General features: G+C 65.2%; 23 protein-coding genes. 12 read left to right on the forward strand and 11 right to left on the reverse strand.

Annotated features, from left to right (window positions below; genetic code table 11):
• Window positions 1-15: 15 nt before the first annotated feature.
• Window positions 16-1,737 carry a SulP family inorganic anion transporter gene (locus tag LB565_RS21080; RefSeq protein WP_224587366.1) on the forward strand — a complete coding sequence of 574 codons (1,722 nt, stop codon included), beginning with the start codon at window positions 16-18 and terminating at the stop codon, window positions 1,735-1,737.
• Between the two features lie 9 nt (window positions 1,738-1,746).
• On the opposite strand, the gene LB565_RS21085 is transcribed toward LB565_RS21080, so the two are convergent.
• Together LB565_RS21085 and LB565_RS21090 are read right to left on the reverse strand one after the other, a co-directional pair.
• Window positions 1,747-2,673 carry a DMT family transporter gene (locus LB565_RS21085; RefSeq protein WP_224587368.1) on the reverse strand — a complete coding sequence of 309 codons (927 nt, stop codon included), beginning with the start codon at window positions 2,671-2,673 and terminating at the stop codon, window positions 1,747-1,749.
• Between the two features lie 173 nt (window positions 2,674-2,846).
• Entirely contained in the window at window positions 2,847-3,704 is an 858-nt protein-coding gene (locus LB565_RS21090) for an ATP/GTP-binding protein (RefSeq protein ID WP_224587370.1), read from the reverse strand.
• Between the two features lie 113 nt (window positions 3,705-3,817).
• Here LB565_RS21090 and LB565_RS21095 point away from each other — a divergent pair, with 113 nt between their 5' ends.
• Window positions 3,818-4,603, forward strand: a complete 786-nt coding sequence (locus LB565_RS21095; protein ID WP_224587372.1) for a helix-turn-helix domain-containing protein — start codon at window positions 3,818-3,820, stop codon at window positions 4,601-4,603.
• A gap of 199 nt (window positions 4,604-4,802) precedes the next feature.
• Here the strand turns inward: LB565_RS21095 and LB565_RS21100 are convergent, their stop codons facing one another.
• Together LB565_RS21100 and LB565_RS21105 are read right to left on the reverse strand one after the other, a co-directional pair.
• On the reverse strand, window positions 4,803-5,735 hold the full coding sequence (locus tag LB565_RS21100; protein ID WP_224587374.1) for a CHAD domain-containing protein: 933 nt from the start codon (window positions 5,733-5,735) through the stop codon (window positions 4,803-4,805).
• A complete protein-coding gene (locus LB565_RS21105) occupies window positions 5,732-6,205 on the reverse strand; it encodes a CYTH domain-containing protein (RefSeq protein WP_224587376.1) in 474 nt (157 codons plus the stop codon). The genes LB565_RS21100 and LB565_RS21105 overlap by 4 nt, the downstream gene beginning before the upstream one ends.
• 90 nt (window positions 6,206-6,295) lie before the next feature.
• On the opposite strand from LB565_RS21105, the gene LB565_RS21110 reads away from it, so the two are divergent.
• The 4 genes from LB565_RS21110 to LB565_RS21125 are packed head-to-tail and all read left to right on the forward strand — an operon-like array spanning window position 6,296 to window position 10,012.
• Entirely contained in the window at window positions 6,296-7,000 is a 705-nt protein-coding gene (locus LB565_RS21110) for a DUF1956 domain-containing protein (RefSeq protein WP_224587378.1), read from the forward strand.
• Window positions 6,997-7,962, forward strand: a complete 966-nt coding sequence (locus LB565_RS21115) for an HlyD family secretion protein (RefSeq protein WP_224587380.1) — start codon at window positions 6,997-6,999, stop codon at window positions 7,960-7,962. Before LB565_RS21110 ends, LB565_RS21115 begins: the two co-directional genes overlap by 4 nt.
• Window positions 7,959-8,879 (forward strand): ABC transporter ATP-binding protein, encoded by a 921-nt coding sequence (locus tag LB565_RS21120; protein WP_224587382.1) that lies wholly within the window; start codon window positions 7,959-7,961, stop codon window positions 8,877-8,879. Before LB565_RS21115 ends, LB565_RS21120 begins: the two co-directional genes overlap by 4 nt.
• Window positions 8,876-10,012: an ABC transporter permease gene (locus LB565_RS21125; protein WP_224587384.1), complete on the forward strand. Its 1,137-nt coding sequence runs from the start codon at window positions 8,876-8,878 to the stop codon at window positions 10,010-10,012. The genes LB565_RS21120 and LB565_RS21125 overlap by 4 nt, the downstream gene beginning before the upstream one ends.
• A 233-nt stretch (window positions 10,013-10,245) precedes the next feature.
• On the opposite strand, the gene LB565_RS21130 is transcribed toward LB565_RS21125, so the two are convergent.
• Both LB565_RS21130 and LB565_RS21135 read right to left on the reverse strand, forming a co-directional pair.
• A complete protein-coding gene (locus tag LB565_RS21130; RefSeq protein ID WP_224587387.1) occupies window positions 10,246-11,220 on the reverse strand; it encodes a threonine/serine dehydratase in 975 nt (324 codons plus the stop codon).
• A gap of 173 nt (window positions 11,221-11,393) precedes the next feature.
• Window positions 11,394-12,647, reverse strand: coding sequence for a DNA recombination protein RmuC (locus LB565_RS21135; protein ID WP_224587389.1), 1,254 nt, complete (start codon window positions 12,645-12,647; stop codon window positions 11,394-11,396).
• Window positions 12,648-12,750: 103 nt separating this feature from the next.
• Between LB565_RS21135 and def the strand changes: the two genes are divergently transcribed.
• The 4 genes from def to truA all read left to right on the forward strand — a co-directional run bounded on the left by def (window position 12,751) and on the right by truA (window position 15,659).
• On the forward strand, window positions 12,751-13,281 hold the full coding sequence (gene def / locus LB565_RS21140) for a peptide deformylase (protein WP_224587391.1): 531 nt from the start codon (window positions 12,751-12,753) through the stop codon (window positions 13,279-13,281).
• A gap of 58 nt (window positions 13,282-13,339) precedes the next feature.
• Window positions 13,340-14,275 carry a methionyl-tRNA formyltransferase gene (gene fmt / locus LB565_RS21145; protein ID WP_224587392.1) on the forward strand — a complete coding sequence of 312 codons (936 nt, stop codon included), beginning with the start codon at window positions 13,340-13,342 and terminating at the stop codon, window positions 14,273-14,275.
• Window positions 14,272-14,778, forward strand: a complete 507-nt coding sequence (locus LB565_RS21150; protein WP_224517146.1) for a GNAT family N-acetyltransferase — start codon at window positions 14,272-14,274, stop codon at window positions 14,776-14,778. Before fmt ends, LB565_RS21150 begins: the two co-directional genes overlap by 4 nt.
• A gap of 116 nt (window positions 14,779-14,894) precedes the next feature.
• Window positions 14,895-15,659 carry a tRNA pseudouridine(38-40) synthase TruA gene (gene truA / locus LB565_RS21155; RefSeq protein ID WP_224587394.1) on the forward strand — a complete coding sequence of 255 codons (765 nt, stop codon included), beginning with the start codon at window positions 14,895-14,897 and terminating at the stop codon, window positions 15,657-15,659.
• Window positions 15,660-15,997: 338 nt separating this feature from the next.
• Here the strand turns inward: truA and LB565_RS21160 are convergent, their stop codons facing one another.
• Together LB565_RS21160 and dapE are read right to left on the reverse strand one after the other, a co-directional pair.
• Window positions 15,998-16,603, reverse strand: a complete 606-nt coding sequence (locus LB565_RS21160) for a transporter (protein ID WP_224587456.1) — start codon at window positions 16,601-16,603, stop codon at window positions 15,998-16,000.
• A 2-nt stretch (window positions 16,604-16,605) separates the two neighbouring features.
• Window positions 16,606-17,805: a succinyl-diaminopimelate desuccinylase gene (gene dapE / locus LB565_RS21165; protein WP_224587397.1), complete on the reverse strand. Its 1,200-nt coding sequence runs from the start codon at window positions 17,803-17,805 to the stop codon at window positions 16,606-16,608.
• A 174-nt stretch (window positions 17,806-17,979) separates the two neighbouring features.
• Here dapE and LB565_RS21170 point away from each other — a divergent pair, with 174 nt between their 5' ends.
• Window positions 17,980-19,014, forward strand: coding sequence for a 2-dehydropantoate 2-reductase (locus tag LB565_RS21170; protein WP_224587400.1), 1,035 nt, complete (start codon window positions 17,980-17,982; stop codon window positions 19,012-19,014).
• On the opposite strand, the gene LB565_RS21175 is transcribed toward LB565_RS21170, so the two are convergent.
• From LB565_RS21175 to dapD, 3 genes are read right to left on the reverse strand one after another with little or no spacing between them, the layout of a single operon-like run.
• Window positions 18,989-19,690 carry a hypothetical protein gene (locus LB565_RS21175; RefSeq protein ID WP_224587402.1) on the reverse strand — a complete coding sequence of 234 codons (702 nt, stop codon included), beginning with the start codon at window positions 19,688-19,690 and terminating at the stop codon, window positions 18,989-18,991. The two genes, LB565_RS21170 and LB565_RS21175, sit on opposite strands and share 26 nt — an antisense overlap.
• Window positions 19,691-19,698: 8 nt before the next feature.
• Window positions 19,699-20,070 (reverse strand): DUF805 domain-containing protein, encoded by a 372-nt coding sequence (locus tag LB565_RS21180; protein ID WP_224587403.1) that lies wholly within the window; start codon window positions 20,068-20,070, stop codon window positions 19,699-19,701.
• Window positions 20,071-20,094: 24 nt separating this feature from the next.
• Window positions 20,095-20,949 (reverse strand): 2,3,4,5-tetrahydropyridine-2,6-dicarboxylate N-succinyltransferase, encoded by an 855-nt coding sequence (gene dapD, locus LB565_RS21185; protein ID WP_224587405.1) that lies wholly within the window; start codon window positions 20,947-20,949, stop codon window positions 20,095-20,097.
• 144 nt (window positions 20,950-21,093) lie between these two features.
• On the opposite strand from dapD, the gene LB565_RS21190 reads away from it, so the two are divergent.
• Complete coding sequence (locus tag LB565_RS21190) at window positions 21,094-21,933, forward strand: LOG family protein (RefSeq protein WP_224587407.1); 840 nt, start codon at window positions 21,094-21,096, stop codon at window positions 21,931-21,933.
• Window positions 21,934-21,941: the final 8 nt, after the last annotated feature.

Below are 21,941 nucleotides of genomic sequence, written 5' to 3' on the forward strand. Positions count from 1 at the left end.
GAGCGGAAGCAGTTCATGGATCAGGTGCGGCGGGCAATTCACCACCAAGCACGGCCGACCTTCGCCGAACTGTTCACACCAAAGCTGGTGACTGTGCTGCGCGAGGGCTACCACCTCAAGCAGCTGAGGGCGGATGTGATCGCCGGCCTGACAGTCGCCATCGTGGCGTTGCCGCTGTCGATGGCGATCGCAATCGCATCGCATGTGGAGCCCGAGCGCGGACTGTTTACGGCGATTATCGGCGGTTTCATCGTCGGCGCGCTTGGCGGCAGCCGTTTCCAGATCGGCGGGCCCGCCGGCGCCTTCATCGTGGTCGTGGCCTCGACGGTCGACCGGCACGGTGTCGACGGACTGATCCTGGCAATGCTCATGGCCGGCGTGTTTCTGCTCGCGGCCGGCTATCTCAGGCTCGGCGCCTCTGTGAAGTTCATTCCCTATCCGGTGACGGTGGGTTTCACCGCGGGCATCGCCGTCATCATCCTGTCCAGCCAGTTGCACGACCTGTTCGGCCTGACGCTGCCGGGCAAGGAGCCAGGCGACCTGCTGCCGCGGCTTATCGCGCTCGGCAAGGCGGCCGGAACGGCAAATCCGGCCGCCATTGCGCTCGCCGCCCTGACGATAGGGATCATCGTGGCCATGAAGCGCTGGCGCCCTTCGTGGCCGGGCCTCCTGATCGCGGTGGCGGCGGCCTCGCTGGCGACGACGCTTCTCGGTCTTCCCGTAGAGACGATCGGAACGCAATTCGGCGGCATTCCGCGAATGTTGCCGGATCCGACTTTACCGGCGCTCGATGTGCAGAAGCTCGTCTCCGTGGTACCCGACGCCATTTCCTTCGCGCTGCTCGGAGCGATCGAATCGCTGCTTTCCGCCGTGGTCGCGGACGGTATGACCGGACGACGGCACCGGTCCAACTGCGAACTGGTGGCACAGGGCATCGCCAATATAGGCTCGGCGCTGTTCGGCGGGATCTGCGTGACTGGACTGATCGCGCGCACGGCGACCAACATCCGCGCCGGCGCGCATGGACCGTTGTCGGGAATATTCCATTCCGCCTTCCTGCTGCTGTTCATGCTGGTGGCTGCGCCGCTTGCCAGCTACATCCCGCTGGCGGCGCTCGCCGGTGTGCTGGCCACGGTGGCCTGGAACATGGTGGAGAAGCCCGCCTTCCTGGCGCTGATCCGATCGTCCTGGGGCGACGCCCTGGTGCTTCTGGTCACCTTCGGACTTGTCATCTTCCGCGACCTCACCACCGGCATCGTGGTCGGCTTTGCCTTGGGCGCTCTGCTGTTCATCGGGCGGATGGCGCGTTCGGTCGAGGTGGAGGCCCATGTCCCGCCGGTGACGGAGGACCGCGCCGACGCCGCAAATGGCGGGCGCGTTGCCTATGACTCCGCCGCCGCCACCGATCCGGATACCGTCATCTATCGCATATCGGGGGCCTTCTTCTTCGGCGCGGCGGCAACGATCGCGACCGTGCTGGACCGTATCGCCGACCAGCACAGGAATTTCATCCTCGATTGCTCGGCTGTGCCCTTCCTCGATTCGACCGCGGCAAACGTCATCGAAAGCACCGCGAACAACGCAAGGCGCGCCGGAGGACGCTTCATCATCGCGGGCGCCTCGTCGCAAGTCAGACGCACTTTGATAAGCCATGGCGTCAAGCGGCCGCTGGTGACCTATGCAGCCTCGATCCGTGACGCGCGGGCGCAACTGGACGCAAAAGCGGAGACGGCGTAGGCGCCCTGCTCAAACGGTCGCTTCGATCGGCTCGGCAAGCTTGGGGCTGGCTCGTGCGGCGATCAGGCAGCCGGCGACGATGAGACATGCGCCCGCCAGCGTGGTCCAGGCCACCTTCTCACCGAAGAAGAACCAGCCAAGCGCGATCGCCCAGATGAAGGCCGAGTACTCTGTCGGGATGAGATATTGCGCTTCGGCACGGGCGTAGGACCAACTCATCAGGAATTGGCCGGCGAGTGACAGCATCGCAACGCTTGTCAAGGGAAGCCAAAGTTCTCTCGGCAGTGCAACGGCAAGCCAGGGCGCCGCGCAACCCAAGATGATCCCGACGAAGACATTCTGGAACAGCATGATCTCGACCGGCTTGGCCAGAAGCGCCTGTCGCCGGGCGAGGATCAGATTGTAGCCGTAGAAGACCGTCGATACGAGCACGGCGACCGTGCCCAAAAGCGCATCTTGCGAATGGCCTGCCTGCCCGAACTGGCCGGCCAGTATGATCAAGACGCCCGCGATGCCGGCCAGCGACGCCCACACCGCCTGCCGCCTTATGCGCTCGCCCAGCAACAATGCGGCGAGGAAAAGCGCAAACAACGGCGCGACGAAGCTCAGGCCTATGGCCTCGGCGAGCGGCAGCCTGGCGAGACCCCAGAAGAACGAGACTAGGACGATGCCGACAATGACGGCGCGCAGCGCGTGCAGACCGAGCACCGGGAGGGTCGGTTTCGAGCGTGGCCCCGTCGACCAGGCCGCGCCCGCTACCACGGTCGCGACCATGCTGCGCCATAGCACCGTATTGTAGACGCCGACCGCGATGACCAGCGACTTCATCGCCGCATCCATGCCCGACAGCAGGAAGATCGCCAGCGCGCAGACGAGCACCGGGATCGTCGGGGAAAGGGCGCCGTTCAGGCTGGATGTCTTCACGGCTTCGCTCACATGACGGATTGCCGCCGAATAGTCCGGAGCGGGCGGCGAAACCAGATGGCAGCCGCCACCGACATGGCGGTCCAATGCCGAGCGGCGAGGCGAAAAATTAGCCTCGCCGCTGCAGTGCCGAGATGCAAAACGCTGTCCCGCCGGCTTTGCAATGCTTCTCCGCCGCGACATGCTCAATCCAGTGACAGCGCCGCGACCTCGCCCTCGCCCATCAGCGGCATATAGATGGTCGCCTTACCGTCCGTGCCGATATCGGCGCTGCCCGGCTTGAACTGCGCTATCACCGTCGGCGCGCCGCCGGGCTTGTAGCTGTAAAGCGTGCCGGTCATGTAGGCGGTGGCGTAGATGGTGTCGCCAATGGCGATGACGCCGTCTAGATCGGCGAATTTTTGGGCGCCGGGCAGCGGCGTGATCTTCTTCGTGGCAAGGTCGACCGACAGCAGGCCGCCGGGCTCGGCGGTGCTGAAATCGGCCTTGTTGATGCCCTTGCCCCAGGACGCGACGATCAGCCTGCCGCCATTGGCGAACACGCCGTTCGGCGAGGCGAGCAGCGCATCCTTGACGAACAGTTCCGGCGCGTCCCCGTCGATGCGGTAGATCGTGTCGGCCAGCATGTCGCTGACATAGACCTTGCCGGCGCTGTCGGCGGTCATATCGTTGAGAAACACGGCGCCGGGCACATTGATGGTCTCGACCAGTCTGCCGCTGGCGAGATCGACGACGCGGACCTTGGTGATATCGGCGGCGTAGAGCCTGCCGCCGGCGATCGCCATGCCCTTGGGCGCGTCCATGCCGTCCACCCAGCGGCGAGAGATGACCTTGCCGTCCATCGACAAGAGCGACAGGTAGCCATTGCCGTCCACCGCGCCGGGATTGCCGACGATGTTGGAGACGACGATGCGGTTGTGGGCGGCATCGACAAGCGCGGATTCCGGCTGCTCGAAGCCGGTGGCGCGCCAGAGCTCGCCGGCCTGCGCGGCAGATATGACGGAGACAGCGGCGAAGGCGGCCGAAGCAATGAGATATTTCATGGATGCTCTCCTGTGATGATGGCGGAGAGCTATGCTTCTCGATACTTTCCGGGAAGCCGGAACGAGACTAGTATCGCAGTTCAATACGAATTCGCGCGAACGAGGTGCATTCCATGAACGGTCCGATCTTCGAGGCGCTGAAACGGACGTTGAAGGCCAAGGGCCTGACCTATCGGACACTGGCCGAGCGCATGGGCGTTTCCGAGCCGACGGTGAAGCGCATCTTCCATGAGAAGAACTGCAAGCTCGACCGGCTGATGGAGATCTGCGCCGCGGCGGATGTCGAGCTGGAGAACGTGCTCGGCGCGATGAACCGCGGGCCGGGTCCGGCCAACCGCGTCGCGCCGGAGATCGAGCGCCGGCTGGCGGCGCGGCCGGCCCTGCTCTTCGTTTTCGTCATGCTGTCGGAGAAGTTCACGCCCGAAGGCATCATGCGCTCGCAAGGCCTGAGCGAAGCCTCGATGTTTCTCTATCTGCGCGACCTCGAGGAGCTCGGGCTGGTGGCGCTGGGGCGCGGCCTGTCGGCAAGGCTACTGGTCGACGCGCCGATCCAGTGGGATTTCGAGGGGCCGCTGAAGCCGCATTTCGAGATGACCAACAAGAACTTCATCGGCTGGGCGATCGGCCATATGGAGCAGGCCGCGACCTTCATCAGCTTTTCCAGGCGGATGCGGCCCGAAACGGCGGAAATGCTGCGCCGCGAGGCCGACGAGCTCGCCGAACGTGCCAGGCTGCTTGCTCATCACGACCAGCACACCACGCCCGAGGACCAGCTCACCGGCTACAAGTGGACCTTCGCCTTCGGCGCGACGCCGTTCCCGGCGATCATGCCGATCGGGCCGCATCCGAGGGATGCGGGCGCCAGGGCGGCGAAGGAGAAACGGGCGTTGCCGGCGTAACGGAGCGCCTTTTCCTTCTCCCCTTGTGGGAGAAGGTGGATCGGCGCGCAGCGCCGAGACGGATGAGGGGTGTTGGAAGAAATGAGGCGATAATGAGCGGCGCGTCCCGTGGCTCGAAAGTCCTTGCCAAGCTGGAGCACCCCTCATCCGGCCGCTTCGCGGCCACCTTCTCCCACAAGGGGAGAAGGTCAGGGCGGCGTCACGCCGCCTTCGCTTCTTCCTGGGGTCCGGCGAGATCGTCGCGCGCCTTGCGGGCCAATCTTTTGGCCGAGCGCTTGGGGCTGTCGCCGAACAGGTCGGCGGCATCGGCAAGGCAAGCCTTGGTCAGGCTCTTTTCGGAGCGCTTCAACAGCTTGCGCAGAAGCCTGGTCTCGTCGGCGGGGCCGAGCGGCTCGCCTTCGGCATCGAGCAGCGCGCGCATGACGAAGACGTCGTGCAAATCGCCAAGCTCTTCGCCCAGTTTGTCGACCGCCTTGCGGCGGCCCTTGATCGGCGTCGGCCATAGGCGGCCGAGCAGCGACAGATGCATGCTGTGCGTCTTGGCCGCCTTGCGCAGATCGTGGAAATCGTCGGCCTCGCCGCGCGAGCCGGCCTTGTCCAGCGCCTTCCTGCCGCGCCGCAAGGTGGCGCGGGCGCCCTCGGCCAGGATATCCGCCGCCTGCTCGGGCTGATCGGGCAAGGCCAGCCTGTCGATGCGTTCGAGGCCTTCCCGGCAGGCAGCTATGGCCGCATTGATGGCGGCGTCGAGGCCGGGACCGGCATGGAGCTCGTGCTGGCGCAGCACCAGCCGTTCGCGCACGGGGTCGAGACCGCCGCCTGCGGATTGTTCCGGAAAGGCATCGGCCAGACGATCGATAGTCTCGATGAGAGCGGTCGCCTCGCGTGGACCGGCAAGCAGCGCCGACACCTGCTTATAGCATTCATTTTCGGTGTGACAGAACGGTTCGTCCCCGGAACGAACCAGGCGCAGCAAGGCGCGCACGTTCTTCAGCCGCTTGCGGCATTTGTGCAGCCCCTGCTCCGGCTTCTCGCGCGCCATTTCAAGATGGCCGAGCGCCTTGCCGATCTCGTCGGCCAATATGCGCCTGACCTCGCCGGTCAGAGGCAAGCGCGGATCGATGCGGAAGCTCATGCGGCGATCTCCGGAATCCCCCCGAGGGCCAGCGACGCGTTGTAGAACCTCGACTCGCCGGTGACCTCGCGATCGAGCCAGTCGGGCAGCATTTCGTCAGATACGTCCTCCGGCGTCTCCAGCTCCGCGATCACCAACCCCGCGAGCTTTCCGCCGAAAACATCGACTTCATAGAGATAGCCGCGGTGTCTAACATGGTGGCGTGTCTTCTCGATGACACGTCCGACGGCAAAGGCCATCAATTCCTCGGCCTCGGCAAGTGGGATGGAGTATTCGAATTCGTCACGCTCGCGCGCCCTGTCGCCGAACTTCAGCGTCAGCTTGGCGGAGCGCTCATCGCTGATGCGCACACGCACCGTTCGGCCGGGCTGTGCCGCGACATAGAACTGCCGAATGCGGATCTCCGCCTCGACCTCATCGCGCCAGGCGGAACTGGAGACCAGGAACTTACGCTCGACTTCCTTGCCCATGGCCGCGCACTAAAGCCTGTGAGGGTCGCGAAGGCAAGCCGACTCAGCGTCAAATTTGACTTTAATCAATCGATTGATTAAATACGATGCATGAACAAGCAGCCGCACGCAAAGAGGCATCAGCGCGAAGCCACCACCGCCGACCAAACGCGCGCGGCGCTGGTGCATGCGGCGCTCAAGCTGTTCGGACGCCAGGGTTTCGATGGCACCTCGACACGCGAGATCGCGGCCGAGGCCAAGGCCAATATCGGCTCGATCGCCTACCATTTCGGCGGCAAGGAAGGCCTGCGCGCCGCCGCCGTCGACTTCATCGTCGAAACCATCCAGGGCATCGCCGGCCAGGCGCTGGGCGCGACCCAGGCGGCCGCCCCGGCAAACCCGGACGCTGCGAGAGCACAGCTTTTCGCGGCACTTGAGCGGATGGTGGGCTTCGTCGTGGCTAGTCCGCAGGCCGGCGAGATCGTACAATTTGTACTTCGCGAGCTCTCGCATCCGACTGCCGCGCTCGACCGCATCTATGCCGGCGTGTTCGAGCCGACGCACCGGCGGCTGTGCCAGATCTGGGAGCAGGCGACCGGCGAACCGGCCGAGAGCGAAGCGACCAAGCTCACCGTTTTCACGTTGATCGGCCAGGCCATCTATTTCCGCATCGGCCGCGAGGCGGTGATGCGCCGGATGGGCTGGCGCGGAATCGGCAATGAAGAGGCCGCCAAGGTGGTGGCGGTCACGACCGACAACCTCAGGGCAATGCTGGCGGCGCGCGATGCACGCGCCGGCAAGAAGGGCAAATCATGAGCTTTCTCTGTTCGCTGCCGCTCGCCGCCCAGCTGTTCGGCGCCTGCGCGCCGGCAGCCCCGCTCGCGGTAGGCTACGTCGAAGGCGAATATGTGCTGATGGCGCCGATCGAGGTGGCGCAGGTGGCGACGGTGACGGTCAGGCGCGGCGACCGCGTCGAGATCGGCGCGGCTGTGGCGACGCTGGAAGATGCCGACGCCAAGATCGAGGTGGCGCAGGCGAAAGCTGCGCTTGCGCAGGCCCAGGCGCAGCTTGCCGACCTGCAGGTCGGCAAGCGTCCCGAAGAAATCGCCGCGCTCAAAGCCGAGGTCGACATGGCCAAGGCCCAGGCCGCCGACGCCAAGCGCAAATATGACCGCGCGAGCGACCTCTACAAGCGCGGCACCGGCACCCAGGCCGACTACGACACCGCCTCGGCCTCGCTCGAGACTGCCAATGCCCAGGTCGGCCAGGCGGAGGCCAATCTCGCCGTCGGCAATCTGCCGGCGCGGGCCGAGACCATCAAGGCCGCCGACAACCAGGTCAAGCAGGCGCAGTCGACCTTGCGGCAGGCCGAGTGGCGGCTGTCGAAGCGGGTGCTGACCGCGCCCTCGCCCGGCCGCGTCAACGACGTCATCCGCAATCCTGGCGACACGGCCGGGCCGACCGCGCCGGTGATCTCGATGCTGCCGGACGGCGCCGTGAAGCTCAGCGTCTATGTGCCCGAAAGCGCTTTTTCGTCGGTCAAGGTCGGCACCGAGCTCAATGTCCATTGCGACGGCTGCGGGGCAGGGCTGAAGGCGCGCGTCAGCTACGTCTCGCCCGATCCCGAATTCACGCCGCCGGTGATCTATTCGCTCGAGAACCGGCAGAAGCTGGTCTATCTCGTCGAGGCCCGGCCGGAGGGCAATGCCGGACCATTGCAGCCCGGCCAGATCGTCGATGTCGACTTGGCCGACATCGGGGCGGATCTCGGACAATGAACGTCATCGACGTTCGCGGCCTGGTCAAGCGCTTCGGCGACAAGACCGTCGTCGACCATGTGACGATGACGGTCGCCGAAGGCGAGATCGTCGGCTTCCTCGGTCCGAACGGCTCGGGCAAGACGACGACCATCCGCATCATGTGCGGACTTTTGACGCCGGACGAGGGCGACGGCACGGTGCTGGGCTTCGACATCCGCACCGACGCGCTCAGGATCAAGCGCGAGGTTGGCTACATGACGCAGAAATTCTCGTTCTACGAGGATCTGACGATCGGCGAGAACCTCGAATTCGTGGCGCGGCTCTACCGGCTGAAGCCGGTCGAGGAGTATGTCTCGCGCACGCTTCAGGATCTCGGCCTGACGAGTCGCCGCAACCAGCTGGCCGGCACGCTTTCCGGCGGCTGGAAGCAGCGGCTGGCGCTGGCCGCCTGCATCATGCACGAGCCGAAGCTGCTTCTGCTCGACGAGCCGACAGCCGGCGTCGACCCCAAGGCGCGGCGCGAGTTCTGGGACGAGATCCATCGCCTCGCCGGCGGCGGGCTCACCGTGCTCGTCTCCACCCACTATATGGATGAGGCCGAGCGCTGCCACCGCATAAGCTACATTTCCTACGGCAAGATGCTCGCCACCGGCACGGTGGACGAGGTGGTGAAGAATGCCGGGCTGACCACTTTCGTCCTGGGGGGGCCGCGGCTCGACCAGGTGGCCCAGGCGCTGCAGGGCCGGCCCGGCGTCGACCAGGTGGCGCCGTTCGGCGCCACGCTGCATGTCGTCGGCTCCGACAAGGCGGCGCTCGAAAAGGCGCTCGCCGATGTCGAGAAAGAGCACAAGGGCGTCACGGTGAAGCCCGCCGAGACCAGCCTCGAGGACGTGTTCATCCAGTTCATGTCCGGCTCGAAGGACAATATGGCATGAATACGGTCTTCTCCTTCGCCAGGCTGGGCGCGCTGCTGACTAAGGAATTCATCCAGATGCGGCGCGATCGCATCACCTTCGCCATGATGCTGGGCGTGCCGCTGATCCAGCTGGTGCTGTTCGGCTATGCGATCAACAACGACCCGAAGAGCCTGCCGGCCGCGCTCGTGGCGACCAGCAGCGATCCCTACACGCGGGCGATGGTCTCGGCGCTGCAGACAACGGGCTACTACCGCTTCGACCATGTCGCGCAAAGTGCCGAGCAAGCCGAGTTCCTGATGGCGCGCGGCGACGTCTCCTTCGTCGTCAGCATCCCCGCCGATTTCGCGCGCCGCGTCGAGCGCGGCGACAATCCGCAGATCCTGATCGAGGCCGACGCCACCGACCCGGCAGTGGCCAGCGGCGCCATCTCGACACTCAGCACCGTCGCCAGCCAGGCGCTGCTCAGGGCGCAGGGCACGCAGGAAACGGCCAAGGAGGCGGCGCGCGGCCAGCTCGATGTCGTCGTGCACCGGCGCTACAACCCCGAAGGCATCTCGCAATACAACATCGTGCCCGGCCTGCTCGGCGTCATCCTGCAGATGACGATGGTGATGATGACCTCGATCGCGCTGACGCGCGAGACCGAACGCGGCACTATGGAAAACCTCCTGGCCATGCCGTCGAGCCCGCTGGAGATCATGCTGGGCAAGGTGCTGCCCTATCTGGTGGTAGGCGCGGTGCAGGTGGTGGTGGTGCTGGCCGCGGCGAAGCTTTTGTTTGCCATTCCCTTCATGGGCTCGCTGTCGCTGCTGCTCTCGACCGTGCTGGTCTTCGTGCTGTCGCTGGTGCTGCTCGGCTACACGATCTCGACAATCGCGCGCACGCAGATGCAGGCGCTGCAGCTCACCTTCTTCTTCTTCCTGCCCTCGATCATGCTCTCGGGCTTCATGTTTCCCTATCGCGGCATGCCGGGCTGGGCACAGACTTTCGGCGAGATCTTCCCGCTGACGCATTTTTTGCGCATCACCCGCGCGGTCATGCTGAAAGGGGCGGAGCTTCCGGCGGTGGCGATGGAAGTCGGCTGGCTGGTGGTGTTCGTGGCATTGTTTGCCGGCGTAGCGCTGGTGCGGTTCAGGCGCACGCTGGATTGATCAAGCGCGGCGGAAAAGGTTTGACGCTGGAGGGACAGCACCCCCCTCTGCCCTGCCGGGCATCTCCCCCGCAAGGGGGGAGATTGGCAGCTCCGCCGACGGCACTTTTCTGCGGCGTCGGCGATTGGCGAAAGCGGCGGCGACAGCTGATCTCCCCCTTGCGGGGGAGATGGCCGGCAGGCCAGAGGGGGGTGCGAAGGATCGCGGCGATTCCGGCGTGCAAGCGGCAGCACCTATGCCGCCATGATCTCCGCATAGGTGCCGAAATCGACATTGCCGCCGGAGAGCACCACGGCCACGCATTTGCCGGTAAGGTCGATCTCGCCGGTAGATAACGCGGCAAACGCGACGCAGCCGCCGGGCTCGACCACAAGCTTGAGATAAGCCATGGCGTCGCGCATCGCCTGGGCGGCGGCCTTGTCGGAGACGGCGATGGCGCCGGCGAGATTTCGGCGGTTGATCTCGAAGGTGATGGCGCCGGGCTCCGCGGTCAGCAGCGCATCGCAGATCGAGCTATGGCCGGGCTCGTTCGCGACCCTTTCGCCCTTGGCCAGCGAGCGGCGCGTGTCGTCGAAATGCTCGGGCTCGACCGCCCAGACTTGCGTGAGCGGCGAAGCGTCCTTGACGGCGACGGAAATGCCGCTCGACAGGCCGCCGCCACCGCAAGGGACGACGACGGCGTCGAGCGCCACGCCAAGCGCTTTCGCCTGCTTCATCAGCTCCAGGCCGATCGTGCCCTGGCCGGCAATGATCGCCGGATCGTCGAAGGGCGGCACCAGCACCATGCCCTTCTCGATATAGGGGCGCACGACCGCCATGCGGTCGTCCTTGAAGCGGTCGAACGGCACCACTTCGGCGCCCATCTTGCGGACATTGCCGACTTTCAGCGCCGGCGCGTCGGACGGCATGGCGATGACTGCCCTAACGCCGAACATGGCGGCCGAAGCCGCCACGCCTTGCGCATGGTTGCCGGAGGAGAAGGCGACGACGCCGCGGCCGCGCTCTTCCTCGCTCAGGCTCGACAGCTTGTTGTAGGCGCCGCGGATCTTGAAGGAGCCGGTGCGCTGCAGCGTCTCGGGCTTGAACAGGATGCGGCCGCCATGGCGCATGTTGAGCTCCGGCGATTCGATCAGCGGCGTTTCGACGATCAGGCCGGAAAGCCGCTCGGCGGCGGCGCGGATGTCGGAGATGCCGGGCAGGGTAGTCATGGGCGAGGGCCTTGCGAAGAACGGGATCGCCCATGGTGCACGCAAAAGGGCGCGGCGCGCCAACGAAAAAATGTCATGGTTACAAGGTTGGCGACGGCGGCGCCGTCGCCCGTCATCTTCGCCCTATGGATGGCGAAAGCGAAGACTTTGGCCTTTTCCTGATGCTTGACCGGCTACTCGTCGCCTTCGACGACCCGCAGCCTGAGCTGACCCGTCTTTGAATCGGCCACCCGCGCGCCGGCTTCCGCCTTGGCGGGACCGCTGCGCGGCGCCTCGGCCTCGCCCTCGGCGAATTCCAGCGCCTCGATCTTCTGACCGCGCTTGGTCACCTTCGACGTCGAAACCAGGATGTCGTCTATGTCCCGCGCCGCCTGGCCGAAATGCGTCTGCAGCCGGCGCACCCGCTCGTCGACCCGCGCCACATCCTCCATCAGGCGGATGACCTCGCCTTGGATCAGATGCGCCTGCTCGCGCATGCGGGCATCTTTCAGGATCGCCTGGATCACCTGGATCGACAGCATCAGGAGCGAGGGCGAGACGATGACGACCCGGGCGCGATGCGCCTTCTGCACCACCGCCTCGAAATTCTCGTGGATCTCGGCGAACACCGATTCCGACGGCACGAACATGAAGGCGGTGTCCTGGGTCTCGCCCTGTATCAGGTATTTTTCCGCGATATCGCGGATATGCACCTCGATGTCGCGCCGGAAAGCCTGCGCCGCAACTTTCTGCATGTCGGCGCCTTCGGCCGCGCGGATGGCGTTCCACGCTTCCAGCGGGAATTTTGCGTCGATGGCGAGCATCGGCGCGCCGTTCGGCATCCGCACCAGGCAGTCGGGCCGGCTGCCATTGGAGAGGCTCGCCTGGAACTCATAGGCGCCGTGCGGCAGCCCGTCGGCGACGATCGCCTCCATGCGCGATTGGCCGAAGGCGCCGCGCGTCTGCTTGTTGGACAGGATCGCCTGCAGCTGCACGACCTGGCCGGCCAGGGACTGGATATTGCCCTGCGCGGTATCGATCACCGCCAGCCGCTCCTGCAGCTTGGCCAGGCTTTCATGCGTCGACTTGGTCTGCTCGGCCATGGTCTGGCCGAGGCGGCCGGTCATGGCGTCGAGCCGCTGTCCCAGAGACTGGGTGAGCTCGGCCTGCCGCGCCCCGAACACTTCGGCGATGGCGCCCATGCGCCCCTGCATTTCGGCCTGCGCCTGCATAATGTCGGCCATCCTCGCCTCGGCATCGCGGGCATGGTCGGCTGCCTCCGCAGCGGCCGCCGCCCGCGCCCCGGCCGCGCGCCACAAGGCGACGACGAGCGCCACGAACAGCGCAAGCAGAAGGATTGCGCCGAAAGCCAGCGCCTGGCCAAGCGTGATGGTCGTGGCGCCAAGCCGTGCGATGGGCTCGGAAAGGATGGAGGTCATGTCGTTCATTTGGACAGCATAACCGATTCGGCCTCCTGGCACAGATCAAAACGTGAACAGGCCAAAGGTGCCCCGGTTGACGCTTGTCAAGCGAGGTCTTAGGTGAGACGCCATGTCGATCAAGCCGCTCATCATCCTTCCCGATCCCGTCCTGCGCCAGGTTTCCAAGCCGGTGGAGCGCGTCGATGCCGATTTGAATAAGCTCGCCGACGACATGCTGGAAACCATGTATGACGCGCCGGGCATCGGCCTTGCGGCGATCCAGATCGGCGTGCCGCGACGTTTGTTGGTCATCGACCTCGCCAAGGAGGGCGAGTCGCCGGAGCCGCATGTCTTCATCAACCCGGAAATCCTCGAAAGCGCCGACCAGCGCTCGGTCTATGAGGAAGGCTGCCTGTCGATCCCCGATTATTATGCCGAGGTCGAGCGCCCGGCTTCGGTGCGGGTGAAGTATCTCGACCGCGACGGCAAATTACAGGAGATGCAGGCGGAAGGCCTGATGGCCACCTGCCTGCAGCACGAGATCGACCATCTCAACGGCGTGCTGTTCATCGACCACATCTCGAAGCTGAAGCGCGACATGGTGGTGCGGAAATTCAAGAAGCTCGCCAAGGACAAGGCGCCGGGCAAGATGGTGGGCTAGGGGCGGTCTGGACCGCGCGAGCACCTGGAGCTGCCACGAGACAGGATCGCAGGACGTCATGCCGCTTCGCGTCATGTTCATGGGCACGCCGGATTTTTCCGTGCCGACCTTGCGCGCCATCGCCGAGGCCGGCCACGAGATCGCGGCCGTCTACACCCAGCCGCCGCGCGCCGGCGGCCGGCGCGGGCTGGAATTGACGCCGTCGCCGGTGCAGCGCGAGGCCGAACGGCTGGGGCTTGAGGTGCGCACGCCGACGTCGCTGAAAAGCGAGGCCGAGCAGCGGGCCTTCGCCGCCTTGCAGGCCGATGTCGCTGTCGTCGTGGCTTATGGCCTGCTCCTGCCGAAGCCCGTTTTGGACGCGCCGAGGCTGGGCTGCCTCAACGGCCATGCCTCGCTTTTGCCACGCTGGCGTGGTGCAGCTCCCATCCAGCGCGCCATCATGGCCGGCGATGCCTGGACCGGCATGATGGTCATGAAGATGGAAGAGGGTCTGGACACCGGACCGGTGGCGATGGTTGAAAAATGCGCCATTGCACCCGATATGACGGCCGGCGAATTGCATGACCGCCTAATGGCGCAGGGCGCATCGCTGATGGTTGAGGCGCTCGCGCAGTTGGGGATAAATTGTCTGACATTTACCCCGCAGGCGGTGGAAGGGGTGACCTACGCCCGAAAGATCGATAAATCGGAGACACGCGTAGACTGGACGCGGCCTTCTGGCGAAGTCCACAATCACATTCGCGGCCTCTCGCCCTTCCCGGGCGCGTGGTGCGAGATCGAAATTGGCGGCCGCATGGAGCGGCTGAAACTGCTTCGCTCGACGCTCTCGGATGGCGTCGGCGAGTCGGGAGGAATTCTCGATGACCGGCTGACGGTCGCCTGCGGATCGGGCGCGGTCAGGCTGGTCGAAGTTCAACGGGCGGGCGGAAAGCCTGCCGCCGCGCAGGAGTTTTTGCGCGGAGCCAAGATTGCAAAAGGAACGAAACTCACATGAGCATGATGTCGATACGCGCGGCGACGCCGCGGGATCGCGAGGCGATCCGTCTCGTCGAAGAGCATGCCTTTGGCCAGCAGGCGGAAGCCGGCCTGGTCGACGCGCTGGTCACCGGCGGCGACGCCGTCGTCGAGCTGGTTGCCGAGGAAGACGGCCAGGTCGTCGGCCACATCCTGTTTTCCAGGCTTTACGTAGACAATGGCGGCAAGCGTTTCGCGGCCGTCGCGCTGGCGCCGCTGGCGGTCGAGCCATCCTTCCACGGCACCGGCATCGGCGGCGCGCTGATCCGCGAGGCGCATGTGCGGCTCAAGGAAGCCGGCGAGACGCTTGCCGTGGTCCTGGGCGATCCGACCTATTACGGTCGTTTTGGCTACACCCATGATCGCGCCGGAAAGTTCGAAAGCGAGTATCAGGGCGAAGCGCTGCAGGCCCTGGCTTGGGGCGACGCGCCTGAGACCGGCAGACTGGTCTACGCTTCGGCCTTCACCGCGCTCGCTGCTTAGAGCATGATCCCGAACCGAAGGTCCGTGTCCGCGAAAAGTGGGAACCGGTTTTCGGATAAGATCATGCTCAAACGAGAAGACAGTATCTCGTTTCGACCGCAGACAATTATCTGAACATGCCGCGTTTTCGGCTCGATATCGAATATGACGGCAGCCAATTCGCCGGCTGGCAGCATCAGGCCGACCAGCCCTCGGTGCAGCAGGCGATCGAGCAGGCGATCGGGAAGTTCTGCGGTGAAGACGTAAGAATACGGGCCGCCGGCCGCACCGATGCCGGCGTGCACGCCACCGCTCAGGTGGCCCATGTCGATCTGGCCAAGGCGTGGTCGGGCGACAAGGTGCGCGACGCGGTGAATGCCCATCTCCAGGCGGTCGGCGCGCGCGTCGCCATCCTCAAGGCGGCGGTCGTCGCCGACGGTTTCGACGCGCGCTTTTCCGCCACCGGCCGCCACTATCTTTATCGCATCCTCAACCGCCGGGGGCCGGCGGCGCTGGAAAAGGGCAAGGTCTGGTGGGTGCCGAAGCGGCTCGACGCCGAGGCCATGCATGAAGCGGCCAAGGTGCTGCTCGGAAAGCATGACTTCACCACCTTCCGCTCCACCCAGTGCCAGGCCGAAAGCCCGGTCCGCACGCTTGACCGCCTCGATGTCGGCCGCAATGGCGACTTCATCGAGGTGCGCAGCTCGGCGCGCTCCTTCCTGCACAACCAGGTTCGCTCGATGGTCGGCTCGCTGAAGCGCGTCGGCGACGGCTCCTGGAGCGCCGCCGATCTCAAAGCGGCGCTCGAAGCGCGCGACCGCGCCGCCTGCGGCCAGGTAGCGCCGCCGGACGGGTTGTTTCTTGTCGGGGTGGACTATCCGGAGACAGAGACGGCTGGGTGAAAGCCTCTCATTCTGGCAATGAAGCGAGGCAATTGTATCAGCTTCGAACTTGTGCTGGAGACGGCCAATTGTCCGCGTCTGCGCGGCCCCTCATCGCCCTGCCGGGCACTTCTCCCCGTACAGTGACGAGGAGAAGGGGCTGACCGCAGCGCCGGCTTCCTTCCTGCAGCGTTCGCGATTGCTGAAGCCGCGGATGACAGCGCCCCTCTCCCCGTCACTATACGGGGAGAGGATCCCGGCAGGCAGGTGAGGGGCAGCGCTGACTTTGAATGGTGAAAAACGAGGATGGATTCAAATCCGAAGCGGCTGTTCTGGAGACAGCCGTCCTCGCTGCAACGTCAACCCGTCGTGCCGTCCGGTATGTCGATGCCGAGCAGCGCCTGCAGGCCGAACAGGACGAGCAGCGAGGCGACGAACATGCCGACGAACACGGCCGTGCCCACGGCGGGGCCTTTGCCGATGGTTGCATTGGTCATGCGCCAGGTCAGCACCATCGACAGGGCGAACAGAACCAGCGACAACAGGCTGGTGATCTCGCTGCTGGAGGGGAGGAAGAGCCTGAGCAGCGCCGAGGGCAGCATCAGCCAGGCGATGATCGCCGACGTCCAGTTGGACGCGACGACATAGTGGACGAAGCGCCCGCCTATGCCGGCGCGTGGCGCGACCAGCGCCAGCGCTACCAGCGGCAGCACCCAGGAGCCGAGATCGACGGTCGCCAGCCGGATCAGCATGCCGAGGCGTCCGGCGAAGGCATCCGGATCGCCGATCTCATTGGCGATCCCGACCCAGCCCACGATCAGCGCCGGGGCCGCCACGACGATGGCGAAGAAGGAATTCCAGAAACCGTCCGCCGAAAGGTCGAGAAGGCGCAACCCGTCGGCCTTGCCGAACATCAGCCGCCAGGCGCCGGCCAGCGAAGCATAGGTTTCGTCCGCCGAAAGCATGGTCACGAAAGGCCTTGTCCGAACCAGTCTTCGATAAAGCGTTCGTAGATTTGCGTCAGTGTCTCCAGATCGGCTAGGGCGACGCGCTCATCCACCATATGCATGGTCTTGCCGATCAGGCCGAACTCGACCACCGGGCAATAATCCTTGATGAAGCGCGCATCCGACGTGCCGCCGGAGGTGGAGAGCGCCGGCGTCTTGCCGACCACGGCCCTGACCGAGCTGCTCAGCGTATCGATCAGCCTGTCGTCGCGGGTCAGGAAGACATGGCTCGGCCGGTCGCGCCAGACGAGCTCGTAATCGACCGGCGTCTTCTTGCCCGGCCGGTATTTCCTGCGCCCGGCGGCCTGGTCGAGCCGGTTGTGGATCTCGGCCTGGACCGTCTCGGCATCCCAGCTGTCGTTGAAGCGGATGTTGAACGTCGCCGTCGCCTTGGCCGGGATGACGTTGGTCGCCGGATTGCCGACATCGATCGACGTCACTTCGAGATTGGTCGGTTGGAAATCCTTCGTTCCCTTGTCGAACACGGGATGGAGCAGCGCATCGACCAGGCTCATCAGCCCGCGCACCGGATTGTCGGCAAGCTGCGGATAGGCGGCATGGCCCTGGCGTCCGTTGACGATGACGCTGCCGGAGAGCGAGCCGCGCCGGCCGATCTTGATCATGTCGCCGAGCGCATCCGGATTGGTCGGCTCGCCGACGATCGAGGCGTCCCACTTCTCGCCCTTGGCCGACGCCCAGTCGAGCAGCTTGGTGGTGCCGTTGATGGCCGGTCCTTCCTCGTCGCCGGTGACGAGCAGCGACACCGAACCTTTCGGGCCGCCGTTCTTCGCGATGTGACGCGCCACCGCGGCGACGAAACAGGCGATGCCGCCCTTCATGTCGACGGCTCCTCGGCCATACATCTCGCCATCGGCGATTTCGGCGGCGAAGGGCGGATGCGTCCAGGCCGCCTCGTCGCCCACCGGCACCACGTCCGTATGGCCGGCAAACATCAGATGCGGGCCGTTGCCCGAGCGCCGCGCATAGAGGTTCTCGATATCCGGCGTGCCGTCTTCCGAGAAGATTGGACGTTCGACCGAGAAGCCGAGCGGCTTCAGCATGTCTTGCAGCGCGGCAAGCGCGCCACCCTCGGCGGGCGTCACGGACGGGCAGCGGATCAGGGCGGCAAGATTCGCGGCGGGATCGGTCGGCAATGTCATGGGCAAAGCGATAGTCGAAAGCGTTTGTCGTGTCACGATGGCAGATGATCGCCGGTCATGCCGCCGACAATATGGTTTTCATGACGTGTAAATGCATGTCGCCCGCAAGTGTGCAGCGGTTCTGGGAGAATGACATGCATAATAGTAAGGTGCGGGCCATGCGAGGACGAGCGCATGGCCAGTGAAACGAGGACCATCGCGATAGCCGGCGCCGGCAGCATCGGCTGCTATGTCGGCGGTTGCCTGGCGCTCGCCGGACGCAAGGTCGTCTTCCTCGGCCGCGGCCGCGTCGTCGAGGCTATGCGCGAAAGCGGGCTGCGCGTCAGCGATCTCGACGGCCGAGACCGCCGCGTCGAGGAACAAGCGATTTCGGCTACCGACGACCCGGCGATCGCACTGCCGGACGCGGATGTCATCCTGGTGACGGTGAAAAGCGGCGCGACCACGGAGATGGCCGGGCTGATCGCCGCCCACGGGCGCCCGGATGCCGTGGCGGTCAGCCTGCAGAACGGCGTCAACAATACCGACAGGCTGCGCGCCGCACTCCCTGGACGACGGGTGCTGACCGGCATGGTGATGTTCAACGTCGTCCAGTCGCCCGACAGCGAGCTGCCGTTCCATGTGCATCGCGCCAGCCAGGGCGAGGTGATGATCGATACCGGCGTCGACGGTCTCGTCGATCTGCTCGATGTCGATGGGCTTGCCGTCGAAGCGCGCGCCGACATGAAGGCGGTGCAGTGGGGCAAATTGCTGATGAACCTCAACAATGCGCTGGTGGCGCTCTCCGACCTGCCGCTGGCAAGGCAACTGGCTGACTGCAACTGGCGCGCCATCCTCGCCGCCGAGATCGACGAGGCGCTCGCCGTGATGAGGGCCGCGGGCATCACGCCGGCGCGCCTCACCGGCCTGCCGCCGGCGCTGCTGCCGAAAACGCTGCGGCTCCCCGACTGGCTGTTCGGGCTTCTGGCCCGCCGCATGCTGGCGATCGACCCTCAGGCGCGCTCGTCGATGTGGGACGACCTGAAGCGCGGCCGTCCGACCGAGATCGACGAATTGCAGGGCGCGGTCATTCGCCTGGCCAGGCAAACGGGCATCCCGACGCCCGTCAACGAACGCGTCACGGCGCTGGTGCGTCAGGCGGAAGCGGAAAAGCGCGGTCCGCCCGGCCTCAGGCCCGAAGCGGTCAGCGCCGGTCCTCGATCAGCGTGATCTTCTGCCAGATCTTGCGCGACAGGTTGGAGCTCAGGTTTTCGATATCGTTGACGGCATTGACGACGACATCGTCATTGACCGACTGCGCGAACAGTGCGGCGATCTTGCCGGTGATCGACAACATTTCCGAGCAATAATCGAGATAGCGCGCCAGGTCGGCGGCGTTGGTGATGCGGGCGGGCGAGTGCGAGGTCGGCTTGAAATCGGCCGACAAGGTCGCCGGATCCTTGGTCAGCTGATGCATGTCGATGACATGGATCAGCGAGCGCAGCCCGTGCAACTGCCGGAACACTTTCTTGCGCTTGATCCGCTCCTCGGTGCGGATCAGCGCCAGCAAGCCGAGCACCGCCAGGATAACCGTGTTGATTGTCGCTTCGATGCCCTGCATCGACTGCACGGCATCGTCGGCGCCCGAAATGCGGTCGAGCGGCAGGATGGTGCCGACAAACAGGAACATTGCCACGCCGGCGAGGAAGGCTGCGACGATGACGCCGCGCAGCCACCAGATCGGCGCCTCCAGGTCCCTGGCGGCTTTGGCGAGGTCCCGCGACAGCGACACCAGTTCGCCGGCGACGGCGCGCAGTCCCCTTTCTGGAAAACGCTCGGCGACACGCTCCTCCAGCCTTTGGGCGGTATCGATGATCCGCGCCGGGTCGAGCGTGCGGTAGCGCATGGGCGATCTCAGCTATCGCCCGGCGCGTTGGTGCGCCTGCCGTAGCGGTTCGGCCCGGGATCGCTGCGGAAACAGGAGAGGATGATGAGCAGGATGGGCCCGATGATGAGCGAGATCAGCGCAAAATAGGTCGGCTTGCCGAAATCATGGAAGCGCTTTGCCGTCACCGCGAAAGTGGCCCAGGCTGAGATCAGCAGCACGCCCCAGCAGATCATGGCCCAGTTCTGGCTGGCCGCGGTGTTCAGTTCAACCCGCGCGAACTGGTAGAACGGGAAAAACTGGACAAGCACCAGCAGGATCCCGGCCAGCGCATAGGCAACCGGGCTCAGCCGCCCCGAAAGGCTGAAGAACAGCCAGAGGAATTGCGATCTTTCAGACAATAGCGTCCGCTCCGTTGGGGAGGATCAATCGCGCAGCAATTCGTTGATCGAGGTCTTGGACTGGGTCTTGGCGTCCACGCGCTTAACGATCACGGCGCAGTAGAGGCTCGGGCCCGGCTCGCCATTGGGCAACGGCCTGCCCGGCAGCGATCCGGCGACGACGACCGAGTTCGGCGGCACCTCGCCGTAAAAGACCTCGCCCGTGGCACGGTCGACGATCTTGGTCGACTGGCCGATGAACACGCCCATGCCGAGCACGGAGCCCTCGCGCACGATGCAGCCCTCGACCACTTCGGAGCGCGCGCCGATGAAGCAATTGTCCTCGATGATGGTCGGGCCGGCCTGCATCGGCTCCAGCACGCCGCCGATGCCGACGCCGCCGGAAAGATGCACGTTCTTGCCGATCTGGGCGCAGGAGCCGACTGAGGCCCAGGTGTCGACCATGGTGCCGGTATCGACATAAGCGCCGACATTGACGAAGGACGGCATCAGCACGGCGCCCGGCGCGACATAGGCCGAGCGGCGCACGATCGAGGACGGCACGGCGCGGAAGCCGGCCTTCTCGAAATCGACGGCGCTCCAGCCGTCGAACTTGGACGGCACCTTGTCCCACCACACGGCCTGGCCGGGACCGCCCTTGATGATCTCCATCGGGTTCAGCCGGAAGGAGAGCAGCACCGCCTTCTTCAGCCACTGGTTGACATGCCACTTGCCGTCGTCCCGCCGTTCGGCGACACGGGCGACGCCGCGATCGAGCAGGTCGAGCGCCGCTTGGATGGCCTCGCGCGTCTCGCCGCGCGTCGCGGTCGAAATCGTGTCGCGCTCCTCGAAGGCCTTTTCGATGGTCTTTTCGAGGCTCGCCAGATCGGGCTTCGACATGATTTCGCTCCATTACCAAGCTGTTAAGGCGCTCAGCCTTAACCTGTTTAAAAGTCGCGCGGACCCTATGTTAAGGCTCAATGGGGGTCAATCGCGCCAGCGTCACGGGACGGCGCAAGTGAAGGAATTGGACGGGTGGATTCGATGACTCCCATGGAAAAGGCAGGGTGGACGCCGCTGCCGCATTCGGACGAGGACCTGGAACGCTCGAAAAGCGTGCCGGATACCCCGCAGACACGTGCCGAAACCTACCGGCTGGCCTGGAACGATCCCGACTTCATGACGCGGCGCGAATTGCGCGCCGTGCGGCTGCAGCTCGAACTCCTGAAGCCGGAGATGATCCTGGCCGAGCGCGGCATTCGCTCGACCGTCATCCTGTTCGGCGGCGCCCGCTTGCCCGAACCGGGCGGTGAGGCCTGGGCCGCCAAGAATGAGACGCAGAAGAAGAACCTCGAGGCGAACAGCAAATATTACGAGGAAGCGCGCAAATTCGCCCGTCTGTGCTCGCGGCAGTCGGCCACTTCCTATTATCGGGAATATGTCGTCGTCACCGGCGGCGGACCGGGCGTCATGGAGGCCGGCAACCGCGGCGCCGACGATGTCGGCGCGCCGTCGATCGGCTTGAACATCGTACTCCCGCACGAGCAGGCGCCCAACGCCTATGTCACGCCGGAGCTCTGCTTCAATTTCCACTACTTCGCCATCCGCAAGATGCATTTCGTCATGCGTGCCAAGGCGGTCGCGGTGTTCCCGGGCGGCTTCGGCACCATGGACGAGTTCTTCGAGACGCTGACGCTCATCCAGACAGGACGCATGGAGCGCGTGCCGGTCATTCTGTTCGGCAAGACCTTCTGGCAAAGGGCGATCGATCTCGACTTCCTCGCCGAACAGGGCACGATCTCGCCCGGCGACCAGGACATCATCGATTTCGTCGACACGGCCGAAGAGGCCTGGGAGATCATCCGGCGCTTCTACAAGCTTTAAGGGCGGGA

It is taken from the genome of Mesorhizobium sp. CA14 (genome assembly GCF_020165195.1).
Lineage (GTDB): Bacteria > Pseudomonadota > Alphaproteobacteria > Rhizobiales > Rhizobiaceae > Mesorhizobium.